20 protein-coding genes are annotated in these 17,841 nt (G+C 46.0%); 12 read left to right on the forward strand and 8 right to left on the reverse strand.

The window, feature by feature from the left end; all coding sequences use genetic code 11:
• Positions 1-291 precede the first annotated feature (291 nt).
• Complete coding sequence (ung, locus tag KNQ15_RS09740; RefSeq protein ID WP_214729098.1) at positions 292-951, reverse strand: uracil-DNA glycosylase; 660 nt, start codon at positions 949-951, stop codon at positions 292-294.
• An 80-nt stretch (positions 952-1,031) separates the two neighbouring features.
• Between ung and KNQ15_RS09745 the strand changes: the two genes are divergently transcribed.
• Complete coding sequence (locus KNQ15_RS09745; protein WP_149428012.1) at positions 1,032-1,757, forward strand: WecB/TagA/CpsF family glycosyltransferase; 726 nt, start codon at positions 1,032-1,034, stop codon at positions 1,755-1,757.
• Between the two features lie 230 nt (positions 1,758-1,987).
• Here the strand turns inward: KNQ15_RS09745 and KNQ15_RS09750 are convergent, their stop codons facing one another.
• On the reverse strand, positions 1,988-2,620 hold the full coding sequence (locus KNQ15_RS09750) for an NAD(P)H-dependent oxidoreductase (RefSeq protein ID WP_023469709.1): 633 nt from the start codon (positions 2,618-2,620) through the stop codon (positions 1,988-1,990).
• A 146-nt stretch (positions 2,621-2,766) separates the two neighbouring features.
• Positions 2,767-3,225 (reverse strand): MarR family winged helix-turn-helix transcriptional regulator, encoded by a 459-nt coding sequence (locus KNQ15_RS09755; RefSeq protein ID WP_029342913.1) that lies wholly within the window; start codon positions 3,223-3,225, stop codon positions 2,767-2,769.
• Positions 3,226-3,397: 172 nt separating this feature from the next.
• Between KNQ15_RS09755 and KNQ15_RS09760 the strand changes: the two genes are divergently transcribed.
• Positions 3,398-3,658, forward strand: coding sequence for a hypothetical protein (locus KNQ15_RS09760; protein WP_214729100.1), 261 nt, complete (start codon positions 3,398-3,400; stop codon positions 3,656-3,658).
• 14 nt (positions 3,659-3,672) lie between these two features.
• Positions 3,673-4,626 (forward strand): LacI family DNA-binding transcriptional regulator, encoded by a 954-nt coding sequence (locus KNQ15_RS09765; RefSeq protein WP_035412034.1) that lies wholly within the window; start codon positions 3,673-3,675, stop codon positions 4,624-4,626.
• Between the two features lie 54 nt (positions 4,627-4,680).
• Here the strand turns inward: KNQ15_RS09765 and KNQ15_RS09770 are convergent, their stop codons facing one another.
• From KNQ15_RS09770 to cbpA, 5 genes are all read right to left on the reverse strand, one after another.
• Positions 4,681-5,334: a C40 family peptidase gene (locus KNQ15_RS09770; RefSeq protein WP_050678422.1), complete on the reverse strand. Its 654-nt coding sequence runs from the start codon at positions 5,332-5,334 to the stop codon at positions 4,681-4,683.
• Positions 5,335-5,553: 219 nt separating this feature from the next.
• The gene (locus tag KNQ15_RS09775) at positions 5,554-8,787 is read right to left on the reverse strand and encodes an efflux RND transporter permease subunit (RefSeq protein ID WP_214729102.1); all 3,234 of its coding nucleotides are present in this window, start codon (positions 8,785-8,787) and stop codon (positions 5,554-5,556) included.
• Between the two features lie 14 nt (positions 8,788-8,801).
• On the reverse strand, positions 8,802-9,359 hold the full coding sequence (locus KNQ15_RS09780; RefSeq protein WP_214729105.1) for a TetR/AcrR family transcriptional regulator: 558 nt from the start codon (positions 9,357-9,359) through the stop codon (positions 8,802-8,804).
• A gap of 209 nt (positions 9,360-9,568) precedes the next feature.
• Positions 9,569-10,342, reverse strand: coding sequence for a pyrroline-5-carboxylate reductase family protein (locus tag KNQ15_RS09785; RefSeq protein ID WP_251137658.1), 774 nt, complete (start codon positions 10,340-10,342; stop codon positions 9,569-9,571).
• Positions 10,343-10,399: 57 nt separating this feature from the next.
• Positions 10,400-11,038, reverse strand: coding sequence for a cyclic di-AMP binding protein CbpA (cbpA, locus tag KNQ15_RS09790; RefSeq protein ID WP_023469717.1), 639 nt, complete (start codon positions 11,036-11,038; stop codon positions 10,400-10,402).
• 341 nt (positions 11,039-11,379) lie between these two features.
• Here cbpA and KNQ15_RS09795 point away from each other — a divergent pair, with 341 nt between their 5' ends.
• The 9 genes from KNQ15_RS09795 (at position 11,380) to queF (ending at position 17,537) form a co-directional block, all read left to right on the forward strand.
• Positions 11,380-11,997: a DUF47 domain-containing protein gene (locus KNQ15_RS09795; RefSeq protein WP_023469718.1), complete on the forward strand. Its 618-nt coding sequence runs from the start codon at positions 11,380-11,382 to the stop codon at positions 11,995-11,997.
• Between the two features lie 16 nt (positions 11,998-12,013).
• The gene (locus KNQ15_RS09800; RefSeq protein ID WP_023469719.1) at positions 12,014-13,018 is read left to right on the forward strand and encodes an inorganic phosphate transporter; all 1,005 of its coding nucleotides are present in this window, start codon (positions 12,014-12,016) and stop codon (positions 13,016-13,018) included.
• Between the two features lie 131 nt (positions 13,019-13,149).
• Positions 13,150-13,965: a pyridoxine/pyridoxal/pyridoxamine kinase gene (pdxK, locus tag KNQ15_RS09805; protein WP_023469720.1), complete on the forward strand. Its 816-nt coding sequence runs from the start codon at positions 13,150-13,152 to the stop codon at positions 13,963-13,965.
• Between the two features lie 61 nt (positions 13,966-14,026).
• Positions 14,027-14,395 carry a YojF family protein gene (locus KNQ15_RS09810; RefSeq protein ID WP_214729107.1) on the forward strand — a complete coding sequence of 123 codons (369 nt, stop codon included), beginning with the start codon at positions 14,027-14,029 and terminating at the stop codon, positions 14,393-14,395.
• Positions 14,392-15,042 carry a bacillithiol biosynthesis deacetylase BshB2 gene (bshB2, locus tag KNQ15_RS09815; RefSeq protein WP_023469722.1) on the forward strand — a complete coding sequence of 217 codons (651 nt, stop codon included), beginning with the start codon at positions 14,392-14,394 and terminating at the stop codon, positions 15,040-15,042. The genes KNQ15_RS09810 and bshB2 overlap by 4 nt, the downstream gene beginning before the upstream one ends.
• A 171-nt stretch (positions 15,043-15,213) precedes the next feature.
• Positions 15,214-15,870, forward strand: coding sequence for a 7-cyano-7-deazaguanine synthase QueC (gene queC, locus KNQ15_RS09820; protein ID WP_214729109.1), 657 nt, complete (start codon positions 15,214-15,216; stop codon positions 15,868-15,870).
• Complete coding sequence (gene queD / locus KNQ15_RS09825) at positions 15,867-16,322, forward strand: 6-carboxytetrahydropterin synthase QueD (protein WP_214729111.1); 456 nt, start codon at positions 15,867-15,869, stop codon at positions 16,320-16,322. The genes queC and queD overlap by 4 nt, the downstream gene beginning before the upstream one ends.
• On the forward strand, positions 16,319-17,035 hold the full coding sequence (queE, locus tag KNQ15_RS09830) for a 7-carboxy-7-deazaguanine synthase QueE (protein WP_214729113.1): 717 nt from the start codon (positions 16,319-16,321) through the stop codon (positions 17,033-17,035). Before queD ends, queE begins: the two co-directional genes overlap by 4 nt.
• Positions 17,036-17,048: 13 nt before the next feature.
• Positions 17,049-17,537, forward strand: a complete 489-nt coding sequence (gene queF / locus KNQ15_RS09835; protein WP_023469726.1) for a preQ(1) synthase — start codon at positions 17,049-17,051, stop codon at positions 17,535-17,537.
• Positions 17,538-17,841 lie beyond the last annotated feature (304 nt).

The following is a 17,841-nucleotide window of genomic DNA, read 5'->3' on the forward strand; positions in this document are numbered from 1 at the left end:
ACGGGTCTTGTTAGTCTCTGACAGCGCAAAATTGCGCTTTTTCCTGTAGGAGTTGCGTGTGACGCGTCTTTTTTTATACCTGGAAGAAGGATCAGAGAAGCATTTCGTTCACTCGACATCGCTTCCTAGGGAAAAACAAGCAAGAGCTACCCTGCAGCGAAGCGAAGCGGCGCGATGCTTGTCTCTGGAAAACGATTCGAGACGAACAAAAAGGCGCAATCCTTCTCGTTAAGAGAAAAACTGCGCTTTGTCTTCAGTCTCAGGCTGACTTTTTAGTCAGCCTTTTTTGATTTACGACAAACACCAGTCGATCGGCTCTCTTCCCTGCTCTTTCAGCCAAGCATTCGTTTGCGAATACGGCTTACTACCGAAAAATCCACGACTTGCGGATAAAGGACTCGGATGGACGGCTTCAAGAACAAGATGACGATCCGTATCGATCAGCGCTTTTTTACTCTTCGCATGATTTCCCCAGAGGATGAATACGATCGGTTGTGTCTGTGTTCCTAATACTTCGATGACCCGATCCGTAAACGGCGCCCAGCCTTTTTTAGCATGGGATCCCGCTTTCCCTTCCTCAACCGTAAGCGACGTATTGAGTAAGAATACTCCTTGTCGTGACCATGCTTCGAGATTTCCGGAGGTCGGAGCCGGGCAACCGATATCTGTGACGAGTTCCTTATACATGTTTCGAAGGGACGGAGGAATCGGTACTCCGTCATGCACGGAAAAGCTGAGTCCATTCGCCTGACGTGGACCATGGTAGGGATCTTGCCCTAAGATGACGCACCGGACATCTTCTGGCGCGACTGCATCGAACGCATGAAAAATCCGCTCTTTCGGAGGGTAGACGGTCGTCGTTTGATAGGCTTCCTTCAAAAAAGCCCACAGTTCTTGAAAATAGGGTTTTTCCTTTTCTTCTTTTAACACGGTTTGCCAAGATGGATGCACGTGAATCCGCTCCTTTTTCAGTCTCAAGTCGCTGTTCGTCCGTCTTGATTCTGCTATGATGGATGATGAGGTGGAAAACTATGATTCAGACAAAACAATTATTCGGACTACCATTCGTCGATGCGACACCTTCGCAATGGTATACCCATATTAAAACAATCTTACACGACCGCGGAAAAGCCTTTCTTGTCACAGCGAATCCCGAGCTCGTGTTGCGTGCATTACGCGAACCTTCTTACGATGCCATCTTACGACGGGCGACGTTCATCACACCAGACGGAATCGGTGTGACGGCTGCCAGTAAACGGATGGGAGCACCGCTCACTGCGACATTGCCGGGAATCGAGACGGCACGTGAACTATTGCGGACGGCAGACGCACTCGAGAAGCGTGTCTTTTTACTCGGTGGACGTCCGGAAGTCATGAAATCGTTGATCCGTCAGTTATCGATTCGTTTTCCGAACATCCACTTCGTTGGAACGTTTCATGGTTTTGGAAAGACAGAAGAAGCAACGCAAGCCATTACAGAAGCAGACGCTGATCTTGTTCTCGTCGCACTCGGTGCGCCAAAACAGGAAGAATGGATCGCTTCCATCTATGATCAAGTCGATCACGGCATCTTTATCGGTGTCGGTGGTGCGTTCGACGTCTGGTCCGGACACAGTAAGCGCGCGCCTAAATTATTCCGTCGCTTCAAGCTAGAGTGGCTCTATCGTATCTCGACGCATCCTCGTGGATTCGAAAAACTCAAGGATTTGTTACTTTTCCTGACGCTTGTGCTTCGTAAAAAATCAACGCTCTCTTGAGCACACACAAAAAGGGCTGACTTAAAAAATGACGCGTCCTTTCACGCCCTTTCCTCAGGCGAGACACAAGCAAGAGCGACCCTGCAACGAAGTGAAGCAGCCCGATGCTTGTCCCAGGAAAACGATGCGAGATGAACAAAAAAGCGCAATTTTTCTCGTTAAGAGAAAAATTACGCTTTGTCTTCAGTCTCAAGGCTCCCGACACGGCGGGAGCCTTTTTGACGCTTATCTTATGCGTTGACAGTCGAGAATGAACGACCGAGTTCTTTTGCTTTAGCGATTGCTGCTTCTTTGATCTCTTCTGCTTTTTCTGGGTTCATTGCCATACCTTCGATGAAGAGTGCATCGTAATCTGTTACACCAGTGAAAGCAAGCGCTTGACGGAGGTAGTCATCACCGAAGTTGAGACCAGATCCTGTGTAGACGCCACCTGTTGCTTGGATGTGGAGTGCTTTTTTGCCTTCCATCAAGCCTTTTGGACCTTCTGCAGTATAAGCGAATGTTTTACCTGCAAGAAGAACGCTGTCGATGTACATTTTGAGACGTGCTGGGAAAGAGAAGTTCCACATTGGTGTGACGAAGACATACTCATCTGCTTCCATGTATTGCTCGAGATGTTTTGTCATCGTACCGACTTTTGCGATCTCCACTTCTGTTAACTCTTCGCCTGTTGCGAATTTGCCCCATGCGCTAAGAACATCTGTATCGATTTCTTGGACTGTTTCGTTATATAGATCAAGAACTTCTACTTCAGCTGAAGGATTCGCTGCTTTGTAGCTTTCGAGGAATGCTTCACCGACTTGAAGGCTGAAAGAATGTTCTGTAGCTTTCGGGTTAACAGTTACATAAAGTAATTTAGTCATTATTATTTCTCCCTTTTATTTAAAGTAAATTCTGTAACTAAACATACCAACCACCTTTTCGTTTGTCAATCAGTTTGACTTCCAAACGAATAAAAAAAAGCTCAAGTCCGTGACCAGAGCTTTCTTGATCTTATGAGTGCTAATCCTTACACATTTTCGAGTGGCGTATAATGTTCGGCTCGTAAACCGATTCGTTTCAACTGATCAATCAATTGTTCCTTTTCAGAAACCGACAAATCCTTAAATAAGTCTGCTAAAAAGGCTTCATGCTTCGGGAATGTCTCTTCCATTAGTTCGCGTCCAGCTTCCGTTAATGTCCCAAACGTGACACGACGATCCGTCGCACATGATTTTCGCGCAATCAACCCACGCTTTTCAAGTTTATCCACGACATACGTCACACTTCCGCTCGTTAATAGAATCTTATCGCCAATTTGTTGTAGAGGCGTGTCCCCTTTGTGGTACAGCAATTCAAGAACTCCGAATTCCGATAAATTCAACTGATGTGTTTTGATGTCTGCCTTCACTTGCTCCGTCACCGCATGCATCGTCCGAGATAGAACAACGAGCATTTTTAATGCCAGCTTCGAGTCTGTCGATTCCATTTTACGTTCGCCCCTCTTTGTGTTGTATCGTCACAATCATAGACTTCTTTGTCTACTCGGTCAATTCTTGCTGAATTTTCTCAATCAATCCATTGCTCAAAAATAGTTCTTGCCGTGAAACGCGTTTCATACTCTATCGTCTTGATATACACTAAATAAGGAGGTAATCATCATGTCGATCCATACTCGGTTAACCCAGCTATTCAAGCGGAATGTTGCTTTTGAATGGGCGATTGAACAATTGCACACACCAGCAGGCTATTATTTGTGTCAACACACGTTGGTTGATCAATATCCTGATTTGTCTCCTCAAGAAAAAACACGACTGCTCTCAAAAATCAATGAATTGGCTGAACAGACAGCTCCATTTTCGGCTCCCGTCTCCCGACAGGATTGGCGCCGACTTGAACAACGATTATCTCGCCAGACCTAAAGGAGGGATGCGCGATGACGAACATCCGAGACTTGGCACGTGAAGCAAACGTGTCCGTCACGACAGTCTCACGTGTACTAAATGATCACCCATACGTGGCGAACGAGAAGCGACAAGCTGTCCGAGAAGCGATAGTAAAACTTGGCTATATCCGTAATCAAACCGCTGTCCATCTTTCGACGGGCATGACGAAGACGGTCGGTGTCATGCTCCCATTCGTTGATCATCCATATCACGCCGCCATTCTCCAAGGCATCGCACAAGCGGCTTTTGACGCCAGTTATCGTTTCTTGACATGGCAAACGAATTATGTGGAAACGCATGAGCAACTCGCTCTTGATGCGCTAGCGCAACAGGAGATCGACGCACTCATCGTCGTGTCGCACAGCCTTCCGTTATCAGCGATTTTACCGTACGAACGCTATGGACCGATTGTCTTTTGTGAACACCACGAAGACGTCGCTGCTGTCTATATCGATCACTATACGGCCTTTCAACAGGGACTTGCACATCTACGACAACAAGGACATACAAGCATTGGTATTTGTCTCTGGCGCCCCGACAGTACGAATAGTTTGGCGCGTAAACATGCGTATCAAGAAGTTGTCAGTGACGCGTTCGTCTATGAACAGACATTGACGATCGAAGATGGTGCGAACGTCGCAAGGCGCTGGATGCAACAGAAACAACGACCGAGCGCCATCTTGACTGCCAGTGATCACGTTGCCGCGGGACTGATCTTGGAACTACGAAAACAAGGCTATCAGGTCCCGGGAGATCTCTCTGTCATTGGCTTTGATGGAAGTGAGCTTGCTGAAGTCTTATCGATGACGACGATCGCGATTCCGTATGCCACGATCGGACGACATGCTTTTCAGCTAACAGTTCGAAACGATATGAATATTCGTCCGCAAATCGAAGTACCGTCAACGTTCATTGCTGGAACGACCGTTCTTCCTTATACCTGAATCCATATAAAAAAGCGACGAGTTCATCGATTTGAATTCGTCGCTTCATTTCGTTTAAAGAGTTCCTGCCGCTACATACCGTGATCCCCAGTAACCGCCACGGAACGATTCTTTGACGACTCTTCCATAATACGAGTTCGCATTGATCATCGTACCGCCATCGACAGCGATTCCAACGTGTTGAATCCCACTTCCATGTGTAAAGAAGACGAGATCCCCAGCGCCAGGTGCCGTACGTTTTGTTGCTGAGTATTGAGCCGCTGCCGTACGTGGGAGTGATTTTCCTAGTGCTTGATAAACGTAACGTGTAAATCCAGAGCAATCAAAGCTAACAGGACCTGTCGCACCAAAAACATAAGGACGTCCTTTGAGACCTTCTGCTACCGAAACGATCGTTGATCCTGTTTTACTAAGACCTTTCGTCGCTTTAGCGTTATATGCTTTCGTGTATGTAGAGGCGATGTATGCTGATTTCCCTTGATGACGAATTTGATACCATTCTTTGACCTGACCTACGACGGTTACAGCTTGTCCAAGTTTCAATTGCCCGACTCGTTTACTTGATACAGCAGCTTTTGCACGAATATTCAGCACATCCACTGACACCACTACTTTTTTACTTGTTGCAGCTTGCGTTGATGCTGGAACGAGTGTCCAACTACTGATGAGTAACGTTAAGGTTAACAAAACACGAGTGACAGCTTTCATCGATTCATTCTCCTCTTATGTATGAATGTATTGTACGTCTGAATTGTCAGATAATTTCTGTATTTATCCTATCACGTTCCAGATTTTCATCATATTACAGTTCTTTAACGCATATTCTTTTTCGTAATAATTTTGTAACAAAATAAAAAAACAGGTTGTAGAACGGCTTAGGATAGCCATTTCTACATACCTGTCAGTTCGAGTCACTTAATCGTTTTTTCAAGAATCAATTGACTTCTTTTTACGGAAACGTGCTAAGAATTCATAGACGATCGGCACGATAAGGAGTGTCAACAACGTCGAACTTGTCAGTCCACCGATGACCGTCACACCTAACCCTTTTGAAATCAATGCGCCACCTTCGAGTCCAAGCGCAAGTGGTGCAAGTGCACCAATCGTCGCAAGTGCTGTCATCAAGATTGGACGTAAACGTGTACCTGCTGCATCGAGTAGTGCTTCACGCGTCGATAAACCTTCCGCTTCTTTATGAATGACACGGTCGATCAAGACGATCGCATTCGTCACGACGATTCCGATCAACATCAAAGCACCAATCAAGGATGATACAGAAATCGTCTCTCCTGTAATCAACAGAGCAACCAGTCCACCGATGATTGCGAATGGAAGTGAGAACAAGATGACGAGTGGTGTCAATGCTCCTCCAAACGTAATGACGAGGACAAGATAGACGATCGCTACAGCTGCTGCCATTGCTAGACCAAGTTGTGTGAACGACTCTTGGATCTGCTCTGTGACTCCGCCTTGCTCATACGAGACGCCTGTCGGACGATCAATGTTTTTAACGGACTTTTCAATCGCTTGAGAAGCCTCTGTTGCTTTATCCGTTTTTAGTTCTGCTGTAACGGTAGCGACGAGTTTTCCATCACGTTCGTTGAGCGAATCAGGAGTCGTTCCTTTCTTCACTTCAACGAAATCGGACAATTTGCGCACGCCAAGCGGTGTCACGACATCCGTCTCTTCCAAATCTTGAACGGAATCGTATGTCGTTTGTTCGTTTGGAACGATGACATCGAGTTCCTTCCCATCTACCTTAATAGTAGAAAGTGGTTTTTCTTCTCCTTGGACATTAGCAATGCCTTGCGCAAGTTGTGCTGTTGAAACGCCGAATTCAGCCGCTTTTTGCTGATCGACTTCGAACGTATATTGCGTATACGCTTCTTTTAAATCTGTCGTTACTTTTCGAACATACTTCGATTCACCTTCGATCGCATCAACGAATTTCGGTGTTACTGCTTCTAAATCTTCAATATTACTCGCAAAGATTGAATACGAGACGCCTGACGAAGCTGCGCCACCACTAAAGTCTTGCTCTTTCCATTCTCCTGTCGGAATGTCAGCATTCAGCTGTTTGATGGCTGTCTGTTTAACATCTGCGAAATCTTCCGTGTCTGGATCGTATTGGACGATGAAGACCCCTTGTTTCGTATTCCCTGGATTCAATGGATTTTCTCCACCGACGGTAAACTGAAGATTATCGATATTTTTTTGTTTGTTGAAATAATCTTCTGCTTGATCAGCTGCTTTTAACGAATCATCCAACGTTTGACCTGGTTTTGGATTGTACGTGACGTAGAGTGTCTTTTCTCCTTCTTGATTCAAGAAGTTGACACCAATCGTTGGTACGAGAGCAAAACTACCGATCAAAAGCAAGACTGAAAGACCAAAGACGATGAGTTTATGGTTAAGAGACCAATTCAGCATACGGCGATACCCATTCGCCAACTTTCCGCCCTCTTCTTTTTCCGGTTTTGGTGCTTTACCACGCTTAAAGAGCGAATCCGCGAACATCGGAACGACCGTAACCGCAACGATCAAGGACGCGAACAGTGCAAAGACGACTGTCAACGCGAATGGTAAGAACAGCTCACCAACGAATCCCGTAACGAATCCGAGTGGCAAGAAGACCGCGATCGTAACGACTGTCGACGAAGCGATTGGAATGAAGACCTCTCGTGTTGCACTGATGATCAGTTCTTTTCCTTTTAACTTTTCCGTCGGATCCGTCAAACGACGATAAATATTTTCGATGACGACGATGGAATCATCAACGACTCGACCAATCGCGACCGTCATCGCTCCGAGTGTCATGATGTTCAAGGAAATATCCATCTGCTTCAAGACAAGAATTGCCATCAGAAGGGATAACGGAATCGAAATAACAGCAATGATCGTTGATTTAATGTTTCGTAAGAACAGCAAGATGATGACAATCGCAAATAACGCACCAATCAATGCTTTACTGATCATCGTCGAAACGGATTCCTCAATTGGTTTACCTTGATCAAGTGTCACAGATGCATTGACCGAACCGTTTTCTTTTTCGAAGTCTTTGATCGTCTGCTTGACTGCATTGACGACATCGACTGTATTCGCATCTTGCGACTTTGTTACTTGAACACCAATCGATCGTTCACCATTCGAACGCGAGATCGATTCCTCGATCCCTTTATCCTCAATCGTCGCAACTTGCGACAACGTGACAGTTGGTACTTGCGTTGGCGCCGTCTGTGTTGCCTGACCGGACGTTGCGCCTGTCGCTGGTGTCGTTTGGGATGCCGCAGGGGCTGACGATGGAGCTTGTCCTGCTTGTCCTGCTTGTCCTGCTTGTCCTGCTTGTCCTGCTTGTCCTGCTTGTCCTGCTTGTCCTGCTTGTCCTGCTTGTCCTGCTTCAGGAGTATTCGATACTGGCGGCGTATATGGAAGACGAAGATCTTTTAATTCCTTGACCGTCGTTGCTTTTCCATCTAATACGACTGCTTGTTCCTTATCTCCCAACTCGTACAAGCCAAGCGCTAAACGGGAATCATTAGCTTGAATTAATTGTTTCGCATTCTCTTCGGTTAGACCGTAACGTTCGAGTTTTTTCTCATCGAAGCGAATTTCGATCCGGCGAATCTCTTGACCCGCGACTTGAACCGTCTGCGCCCCTTCGATTCCTTCAAGCTTTGGTTGAAGTTCGTTTTCAACGAGTTTCGTCAATTCAGATAGGGATCGTTCCTTATCCGAAACGGCAAAACCGATGACTGGGAATGCATCAAAGGAAATCCGTGATACTTGTGGTTCCTGAACACCTTCCGGCAATTCGACGTTTGAAAGAGCTTCTTTTACTTTTTGCTCGGCTTCTTCCATATTCGTACTGAAGTTATAGTCGATTTGTAGGTTCGATGCATTTTGGAAGGACGTCGAACGTACAGTATCGACTCCTGATAAATTTTCGACCTTACTTTCAAGTTCTCGACTGACTTCATCTAGAACTTGTTCTGGTGTAGCACCTGGATAAATCGTCGTCACCGACACGGTCGGTGTCGTGATGTCTGGCAATGTCTCGAGCTTCATCGATGTTCCCGCATAAATACCGGCAACCGTGATGATGATCGTCATGAGCCAGAGGGCAAACTTATTGTTCACCGAAAACTGGATGATCTTTTTCATCGTATGGTTCTCCCTCACTCTTCAATTTGTTTATCTAGTCGTCGTGCACGTTCTATTAATTGCTGAATTAATCGTTCTCGCACATCTGGAGACGGTGCGCCGAACTGAAAATGCTCCGACAATTTCAAACCGTCTAATGTAAAGCGAATCGATAACACTTCAACCGGATCCATCTGTTCTGTCAGTTGGCGGAAGAACTGCTCCGCTTGTCGCTTTCGTTCCTCGACGAACGTCGCATGATCCTTTAACAAGGACAACAAGTAAAGAAGCGCATCCATGTCGAGATGGAACTCCTCTTGTTGCTGGATTTGCAACGTCACGAACGCTTCCATCGGTCCCATCGTCAACTGATGCTGTTCATATAGTTCAAATTGTCGTGCTTCTTGCGCCTCGATGACCCCCATTAATAAAGCTTCCTTCGAAGCGAAATGGTACAATAGTCCACCTTTTGAGACATTTGCTTGTTTCGCTACTTCTTCAAGCGTCAATTGGGTGAATCCTTGTTGCAAAATAATCGTCGTCGTTGCTTCAAGAATCCGACGACGAGTCTCTTGCGCTTTTGCACTGGCCAATAGTCTCCCCCTTCCCTCATATTTACTGTACCGTCTGGACGGTTTCTTTTTACAGTGTACGAATTCTTATTTGAAGATGCAATCGCTTTGTTTATGTTTCACGTGAAACTTTCGTGAACAAAAAAAGACTGACTCAAATGTCAGTCTCTACAAAGATAAGGGCGTAAAAAGACGCGTCATTCTTTTTGAGTCAGCTTCTTTTGAATCCATTATTCGGCTGTTTCGCGTGCACTCTCTCGTAGTGCCGCTTGCATCGTATCGAATAAGTGACGCTCTCGTAGCACTTGGACGCCACGATCCGTCGGTCCACCAGGTGCCGCAACATCGGCAATCAGACGATCCGTACTTGCGTCGGAGCGCATGAGAATTTCAGCTGAACCTTTCATCGCTTGAGCAACGATTCGACGTGCATTTCCTTCTTCAAAACCAGCATCCGTCAAAACCGGCACCATGCCAGCTACGACTTCATAGAAGAAAGCAGGACTACATCCAGCTGCCGCCATGAATGCAGGCATCGTCGATTCATTTGCTTCCGCAATTTCTCCGACACGTCCAAATAATGCCTCGACTACACTTCGGATCTCTTCATTCACGCGTGAGCCGAACCATAGTCCAGTCATTCCTAAACGGTGTGCGACTGGAGTATTCGGCATGGCAGCGACTGTCGGACGTTTTGCCAACTGTTCGATTTCATATGGTGTAATATGTGCAGCAATCGAAACAATCGTCTGATTCGTCCATTGTTGATTCGCTACATAGTCGAGTACACCATCGGGTTGCATGCCCAGCATGACGATATCGTATAAGGAGACATCTTCCTGCTCGACCGTTTGAACACCGTGTCGTGCTGCGACTTCTGTCAAGCGTATCCCGCCACTCCGATTCGTCATCGTGATATCTTCTCGTGCAAATCCAGAAGCGACCCATCCTTGAACGAGTGCCTCACTCATCGCACCGGCTCCTACTATTAATAGTTTCATCATCTATCCTTCCTCTCCCTCAAAAAAAGACCAGTCATGAACTGGTCTTGTGCGGGTCCATTATACACGAACGGCTAAATCTTCGACAGCAACGACTCGAAGTCCCTTATCGTCAAGTTTCTTGACGATTTTTTTCTTCGTCTTCTCGTCACAATCCGTCGGTAATGTAATCAATACACGACGCATGACGCTACTCTTCGCATCGAGTGTCATCAGACTCGCGACCGTTGAATATTTGTTGACGATCTTCGAGATCTTCTCAAGTGCCCCTTTTTGTTCACTTAGGGCTACTGTCAGGACGTAACTTCCAGAATCACGGTTCCACGCTTCTTCAAGCATTCCAAGCATTTTTCCGTGAGGTAGAATACCGAAGAAATGACCATCGTCATTTAAGACCGCGATATACGGTAATTCCTTGATCGAGAAGAAGACTTCAAAGAAATTACTTCCTGTATAGATGTATTTGGATGTATTCTTAATCAGCGACATGACGTTGTCGTCTAAGCTGCCACCATTCATCCCATGCCGGTAGATGTGCATCTTATAGATGTTGCCCTTGAAGTCCTGTCCTGATTGGTCAAGGACCGGGACACAGCGGTATCCGGTTTTTTCAAGTGTGTCGAGTGCTTCACGAATCGTCGCTGTCTCGGAAATCGTGACACATTGATGCTTCGGAATACATAAACTTTGTACGAGCATAATAAAATCCTCCTCTTTTACCTGATTACGCAGACTTAATCATATCATTCGATTTTCATGCGCCATATCCTCTTTTCCCACTTCTGATGCGCTTTTATTCTTACAATCACAAGACAATCTCTTGCAATTACAACGTAATCCAACTCATTTCAATCAAGTACATTTCAATTTTTCCATTGTCAGACAATTTATTAAATCTACAATCACCTTCATATTAAGATTTATTAAGATTTCGTAAAGACGCTTCATAAATGTATTCTTTTACAATACCGTCTGCTACAATCGAACTCGTGAAGTTACTTCACTATTCTATTCTTGTTCTTAATATGGAGGCAGAAGAAATGTTTAGTAAAAAACAAGATCCATTCGCAGTGAAATTATCCGAAATCGCAGGACACTTAAAAACGACTTCGCAATTCTTCGTTGACTTTAAAATCAACGGCATCGCGGATGTAAAAGAATTTGCACATAAAGTAAAAGACTTCGAAACAGCTGGGGACGATTTGATGCACCAGTTGATCATCGACTTGAACAATGCGTTCATCACGCCGATCGACCGTGAAGACTTACTCGCACTTGCTAACGCACTTGATGACGTCTTAGACGGTTTTGAAGAATGTTCAGCGATCTTCGAAATCTACAATATCGTTCAAGCAGACGAGCACATGATCAAGTTCGTCGATGAAATCAACATCGCTGTCACAGAACTCGCGATGTCAATGGATCTTCTTGTTGCACGTAAATTGCAACCGATGCGTGAACACGTCATCAAAATCAAAGAACAAGAGACGATTTGTGACAACCTACGCCGTAAATCGATCAAAGCATTGTTCGCAACAGAAACAGATCCAATTAAAATCATCCAATATAAAGAAATCTATGAATCGCTCGAATCAATCGCGGACTACTGCCAAGATGCAGCTAACGTCATTGAAACGATCATCATGAAAAACGCTTAAGTGAGGAGCTAACGAGATGGATAGCCTGTTTATCATCACCGCCATAATCGTGATTCTCGCACTTAGCTTCGACTTCATCAACGGTTTCCACGATACAGCGAACTCGATCGCGACTTCGGTGTCGACTCGTGCTTTGAAACCACGTCATGCCATCATCTTGGCTGCATCGATGAACTTCCTAGGTGCAATCACGTTCACTGGAGTCGCAAAAACGATCTCTGGTGACATCGTTGACCCGTCAACACTTGAACATGGTAGCTACGTCGTCATCGCTGCCTTGATTTCAGCCATTGCCTGGAACCTTTTGACTTGGTACTTCGGTATTCCGTCAAGTTCTTCGCATACACTGATCGGTTCGATTGCTGGTGCTGCTGTTGCCTCTGTTGGATTCGGAGGAATCGAAGCAAAAGGCTTCTTGAAAATCGTTCAAGCCTTGCTCATTTCACCAGTACTCGCATTCACACTTGGTTTCATCGTTTATGCAATCTTTAAAGTCATCTTCAAAAAAGGAAACTTGGCGAAGACGAATCGTCGCTTCCGTCATGTTCAAATTGCAACCGCTGCTTTGCAGTCGTATACACACGGTACGAACGACGCACAAAAAGCGATGGGGATCATCACGCTTGCTTTGATCTCATCTGGTTATCAAACAGATCACGAAGTTGCGACTTGGGTTAAACTCTCATGTGCGATCGCGATGGGTCTCGGAACATCTGTCGGTGGATGGCGGATCATCAAAACAGTTGGTGGTCAAATCATGAAAATCCGTCCGGTCAATGGGGTTGCAGCTGACTTAACATCAGCAGCGATCATCTTTGGAGCGACAGCGATTCATCTTCCGGTTTCGACGACACACGTCATCTCTTCTGCCATCTTGGGTGTAGGTACATCACACCGTAAGAAAGGTGTAAAATGGGGAACTGCACAACGTATGCTCATCACATGGGTCATCACATTGCCGATTTCGATGGCTTTCGCTGCCTTGATCTACTATATTCTCGACTTCTTATTCATTAAATAAGTACTTGCCCCGCCTACTCAAAAGAGGTGGGGTTTTGTGTACGTTAGAAGCGTCGACAGTTGTTGTTTTTCCCATAATTCGCTATGATGAAGAACAAGAAGGATTGTCTATTTCTTTAGGAGGAATGCCCCATGACAAAACGTAAAGCCTTAACGATTGCTGGTTCCGACACGAGCGGTGGAGCTGGTATTCAAGCTGATTTGAAAACATTCCAAGAACTTGGTGTCTATGGAATGAATGCTTTGACGGTCATCGTCGCCCAAGACCCTGATCACTCTTGGCACCATGCGGTTTACCCAATCGACACAGAACTCGTCCGGACACAAATCCACACGGTCCTTGGAGGTATTGGTGTTGATGCGATGAAGACGGGTATGCTCCCGACTGTCGAAATCATTGAAGCCGTAGCTGAGAAAATCAAATCATCCGGCGTTCAAAACGTCGTGATTGATCCTGTCATGGTCTGTAAAGGTGAAGACGAAGTACTGAACCCTGATACGGCAAACGCACTTCGTGATGTCTTGACACCACTTGCGACGGTCGTCACACCGAACGTCTTCGAAGCCGGACAACTGTCGGGCCTTGGTAAGACACCAGCAACGATCGACGAGATGAAACTTGCAGCAGCACGGATTCACGAAAAAGGTGCGCAATACGTTCTTGTCAAAGGTGGCAGCAAGATTGACCATCCACAAGCAGTTGACGTGCTTTATGACGGAAAAGAGTTTATCCTGATTGAGGACGAACGAATCGAGACACCGTACACGCACGGTGCTGGCTGCACGTACTCTGCAGCAATCACGGCCGAACTCGCAAAAGGTGCATCGGTAGAAGCTGCTGTCCGTACAGCAAAATCTTTCATCACTTCCGCGATTCGTCATTCATTCCGTTTGAATGAATACGTCGGACCAACTGATCACGCTGCACATCGTACAGTCCAGTCTTGATCCGCTTAAGAAGTCCGCGATATCCGCGGACTTCTTTCTGTATAGGAGAGGAGAAAAGTTTATGCACGCCATTGATGTACAAGAAATACAGCGTTATATCGATGAACATGCGAATACACCGTTATATGTACACGTCGAGACGACGAACGGTGCCTACGCGACGCACCAAGATCCAACTTTCCATAGCGCGGGGATGTTTTTCCGTAATGCGGAAATCACTTACGAACGTGGTCTGATCACAGGAAACGGACCTTACCGGATCGGTTTGAAACTTGCCCACGGCTGGTTATACGGTGAAGGATTGACTGACTTCGAATTTGCTGGGGAACAATTGTTGATTGCCGGTCACGATATCGAAGGACGTCTTGCGATTGCTTTTGAACTTAGCCCGACACCATTCGCTCAAGGTGCAGAGGAGGTAGACGCATGACACACGAAGATCATTTACTCGTCGTCTTCCCTCACCCGGATGACGAAGCTTTCAGTTCTGCCGGTACGATCATCGAACACGCTGAAAACCGTGGTCCTGTCACGTACGCTTGTCTAACACTTGGTGAGATGGGACGTAACATGGGACGACCTGTCTTTACGAACCGGGAACAGCTCGCAACGATTCGTAAACGCGAGTTGATTGATGCTGCTGCAAAAATGAAGATTTCGGATCTCCAAATGTGGGGACTTCGTGATAAGACCGTTGAATTCGAGGATGAAGCAGCACTTGCTGACCGTATTCTTGCCTTGATTCAACAGACACGACCAACTCGTTTGATTTCGTTCTATCCGGGTTACGCGGTCCATCCCGATCATGAAGCGACAGCTCGCGCCGTCGTTCGTGCCCTTCGGATGATGGATCCTGCTGATCGCCCAGAGTTTCTTGCGGTCGCTTTCGCGAACAATACGAAAGAAGAGCTCGGGGAAGGAACGTTCATTCATGATGTCAGTGCCTATACAGATCAAAAGATCAAAGCACTCGAAGCGCATGCTTCACAAACAGGTGGTCTGATGAAAGTCATCTCGGAAGATTCGAACATTCGAGATCTACTCGTCAAAGAACGCTACTATCACTATCCACTTTAATCTTCTTGCAAGAGATGCGTACCGTCCGATCGACGATACGCATCTCTTTTTTTGTCTTCATCAGAAAACGTCGACTTTTTCAATGGCTTCTGCTAGTGTGAATAGTTGAGACTATGTCTCCGGAGTTCGTAACCTCCTCCGTTACAAAAACTAGGAATGGAAGTGTACATTATGAAAAACGAACGTGCTCTTGTCGTCTTTAGTGGCGGCCAAGACTCAACGACTTGTTTGTTTCAGGCACTGAAACAATACGAAGAAGTCGAAGTCGTGACGTTTAATTACGGACAACGTCATGCACAAGAACTCGAAGTCGCACGCGACATCGCCTCTGAGCTTGGTGTCAAACACCATGAGCTTGATCTCTCTCTTCTCAGTCAACTGACGAGTAACGCCTTGACTGACCACAGCCAAACCATCACGACGAATGAAGATGGTCTTCCTTCTACTTTCGTAGATGGACGAAATCACCTGTTTCTTTCGTTCGCAGCCGTCCTTGCGAAAGGACGCGGAATCCGTCATATCGTCACTGGTGTATGTGAAACGGACTTTTCCGGTTACCCTGACTGCCGTGATGCCTTCATCAAGTCACTCAACGTGACATTGAACCTTGCGATGGACTATCCATTCGTACTTCACACGCCACTCATGTGGCTCGACAAAAAAGAGACGTGGGCACTTGCCGATTCGCTCGGTGCGTTTGATTTCGTTCGAAATCGCACGTTGACGTGTTACAACGGCGTCATTGGAGATGGTTGTGGCGAATGCCCAGCCTGTGAATTACGGAAAAATGGATTAAATGCATACATCAAGGAGGTTCAACACACATGACATTCAATTACGAAGCACCTGAAACGGTCGAGCGCCCGACTGGCGACTCGCTTATCTATACGAAATCTCGCGTCATGATCGTTAAAAAACTGACGTTCGACGCAGCGCACCACCTATATGATTATGATGGAAAATGTCGTGCCCTTCACGGTCACACGTACCATGTCGATATGGGAATCAGCGGTTTTCTGGATCACCGCGGTATGACACTCGATTTTGGTGACCTCAAAAAAATCTTCAAAACACATCTCGAACCACTGTTGGATCACCGCTACCTGAATGAATCGTTACCATACATGAATACAACAGCTGAAAACATGGCAGCCTGGATTTTCGAGACACTCGGACAACACCTTCCGGATGAGCGTGGACTCCGTGTCGAATTCGTCAAGCTCTATGAGACACCGACTGCTTTTGCTGAAGTCCGTCGTGAGTGGATGAACAAAGCATGAGTGCCTTAACAAAAACACCAAAAATTCCGGTTCTCGAAATTTTCGGACCAACATTTCAAGGAGAAGGACGATCGATTGGTCAAAAGACGATGTTCGTCCGGACCGGTGGCTGCGATTACTCCTGTTCGTGGTGTGACTCCGCCTTCACATGGGATGGTTCTGAAAAACCCGAACTCTTGACGGCAGAGACGATCATAGAACGCCTCGATACACTCGGCTCTTACGGACATGTGACGATTTCTGGTGGGAACCCGTTACTTCATGCATCGATCGGCACACTGGTTGCGGCACTAAAAGAACGAAATATCACGATGTCCGTCGAAACCCAAGGTTCTTACTGGCAAAATTGGTTGCTTGATATCGATGACGTCACACTCAGTCCTAAACCACCTTCAAGTGGGATGAAGATTGATTTCGATCGCTTGGATGTCTTTTTTAAACGTTTACCGGAACAACAGCGTGCTGTTAAAATCGTCATCTTTAATGAGGAAGACCTCGACTTCGCAGCGATGATTTCAGAACGATATGCGCTAAAGACACTTTATCTATCGCTCGGTAATCCTGATCCACATGAAGAAGGAACGATCGCTCCACGCATGCTACACGATTTAAAAACACTTTGGGAACGCGTCGCCCGTGATGAACGCTTCAATCATGCGCGCGTCCTACCACAACTACATGCCCTCGTTTTCGCGAACGATCGTGGCGTCTAAGGAGAAATGATTCATGCGACCTGAAGATTTAAACGACTTATCGTTACTCGGCCAAAAAGCCGTACCATATATTTTTGAATACCAACCAGAAGTTCTCGAAGCATTCCCGAATCGTCACCCAGAAAATGATTACTTCGTGAAATTCAATGCACCAGAGTTCACGAGTCTTTGTCCGATCACGAATCAACCGGACTTCGCGACGATTTACATCTCGTACATCCCAGACGAAAAACTCGTCGAATCAAAATCACTGAAGTTGTACTTATTCAGCTTCCGTAATCATGGTGATTTTCATGAGAACTGCATCAACGTCATTGGAAAAGATCTCGTGAAATTGATGGAACCTCGTTACCTTGAGGTATGGGGTAAATTCACGCCACGTGGTGGAATCTCAATTGATCCGTACTACAATTACGGCAAGCCTGGTACAAAATACGAACAAATGGCAGAGCATCGTCTATTCAATCACGATCTCTATCCTGAAACGATCGATAATCGTTAAGACGACTAAAAGAGGAACAAGAGGAAATCCCTTTGAGACTGAAGACAAAGTGCAATTTTTCTCTAACGAGAAGGATTGCGCTTTTTTGTTCGTCTCGAACCGTTTTCCTGGGACAAGATCGCGCCGCTTCACTTCGCTGCGGGGTCGCTCTTGCTTGTTTTTCCCAAGGAATCGATGCCGAGTGAACAAAGCGCTTCTCTGATTATTCTTTCGATATGACGAATTGTAATATTAAGTGCAACACCTAGCTGAAAACACAAAAAAACCCATAACGACCTCGTGTAGAATAAAGTTACCACACCAC

The organism is Exiguobacterium sp. s168, assembly GCF_018619035.1.
Classification (GTDB): Bacteria; Bacillota; Bacilli; order Exiguobacteriales; family Exiguobacteriaceae; genus Exiguobacterium_A; species Exiguobacterium_A acetylicum.

What these genes read in the sequence shown, in the direction of transcription:
- KNQ15_RS09770 (WP_050678422.1), bottom strand. Translation starts at nt 5,334, where the DNA reads ATGAAAGCTGTCACTCGTGTTTTGTTAACCTTAACGTTACTCATCAGT.
- KNQ15_RS09810 (WP_214729107.1), top strand. Translation starts at nt 14,027, where the DNA reads ATGCACGCCATTGATGTACAAGAAATACAGCGTTATATCGATGAACAT.
- KNQ15_RS09785 (WP_251137658.1), bottom strand. Translation starts at nt 10,342, where the DNA reads ATGATGAAACTATTAATAGTAGGAGCCGGTGCGATGAGTGAGGCACTC.
- KNQ15_RS09750 (WP_023469709.1), bottom strand. Translation starts at nt 2,620, where the DNA reads ATGACTAAATTACTTTATGTAACTGTTAACCCGAAAGCTACAGAACAT.
- queF (WP_023469726.1), top strand. Translation starts at nt 17,049, where the DNA reads ATGCGACCTGAAGATTTAAACGACTTATCGTTACTCGGCCAAAAAGCC.
- queD (WP_214729111.1), top strand. Translation starts at nt 15,867, where the DNA reads ATGACATTCAATTACGAAGCACCTGAAACGGTCGAGCGCCCGACTGGC.
- queC (WP_214729109.1), top strand. Translation starts at nt 15,214, where the DNA reads ATGAAAAACGAACGTGCTCTTGTCGTCTTTAGTGGCGGCCAAGACTCA.
- KNQ15_RS09760 (WP_214729100.1), top strand. Translation starts at nt 3,398, where the DNA reads ATGTCGATCCATACTCGGTTAACCCAGCTATTCAAGCGGAATGTTGCT.
- bshB2 (WP_023469722.1), top strand. Translation starts at nt 14,392, where the DNA reads ATGACACACGAAGATCATTTACTCGTCGTCTTCCCTCACCCGGATGAC.
- KNQ15_RS09775 (WP_214729102.1), bottom strand. Translation starts at nt 8,787, where the DNA reads ATGAAAAAGATCATCCAGTTTTCGGTGAACAATAAGTTTGCCCTCTGG.
- KNQ15_RS09795 (WP_023469718.1), top strand. Translation starts at nt 11,380, where the DNA reads ATGTTTAGTAAAAAACAAGATCCATTCGCAGTGAAATTATCCGAAATC.
- cbpA (WP_023469717.1), bottom strand. Translation starts at nt 11,038, where the DNA reads ATGCTCGTACAAAGTTTATGTATTCCGAAGCATCAATGTGTCACGATT.
- KNQ15_RS09755 (WP_029342913.1), bottom strand. Translation starts at nt 3,225, where the DNA reads ATGGAATCGACAGACTCGAAGCTGGCATTAAAAATGCTCGTTGTTCTA.
- pdxK (WP_023469720.1), top strand. Translation starts at nt 13,150, where the DNA reads ATGACAAAACGTAAAGCCTTAACGATTGCTGGTTCCGACACGAGCGGT.
- KNQ15_RS09765 (WP_035412034.1), top strand. Translation starts at nt 3,673, where the DNA reads ATGACGAACATCCGAGACTTGGCACGTGAAGCAAACGTGTCCGTCACG.
- KNQ15_RS09745 (WP_149428012.1), top strand. Translation starts at nt 1,032, where the DNA reads ATGATTCAGACAAAACAATTATTCGGACTACCATTCGTCGATGCGACA.
- queE (WP_214729113.1), top strand. Translation starts at nt 16,319, where the DNA reads ATGAGTGCCTTAACAAAAACACCAAAAATTCCGGTTCTCGAAATTTTC.
- KNQ15_RS09800 (WP_023469719.1), top strand. Translation starts at nt 12,014, where the DNA reads ATGGATAGCCTGTTTATCATCACCGCCATAATCGTGATTCTCGCACTT.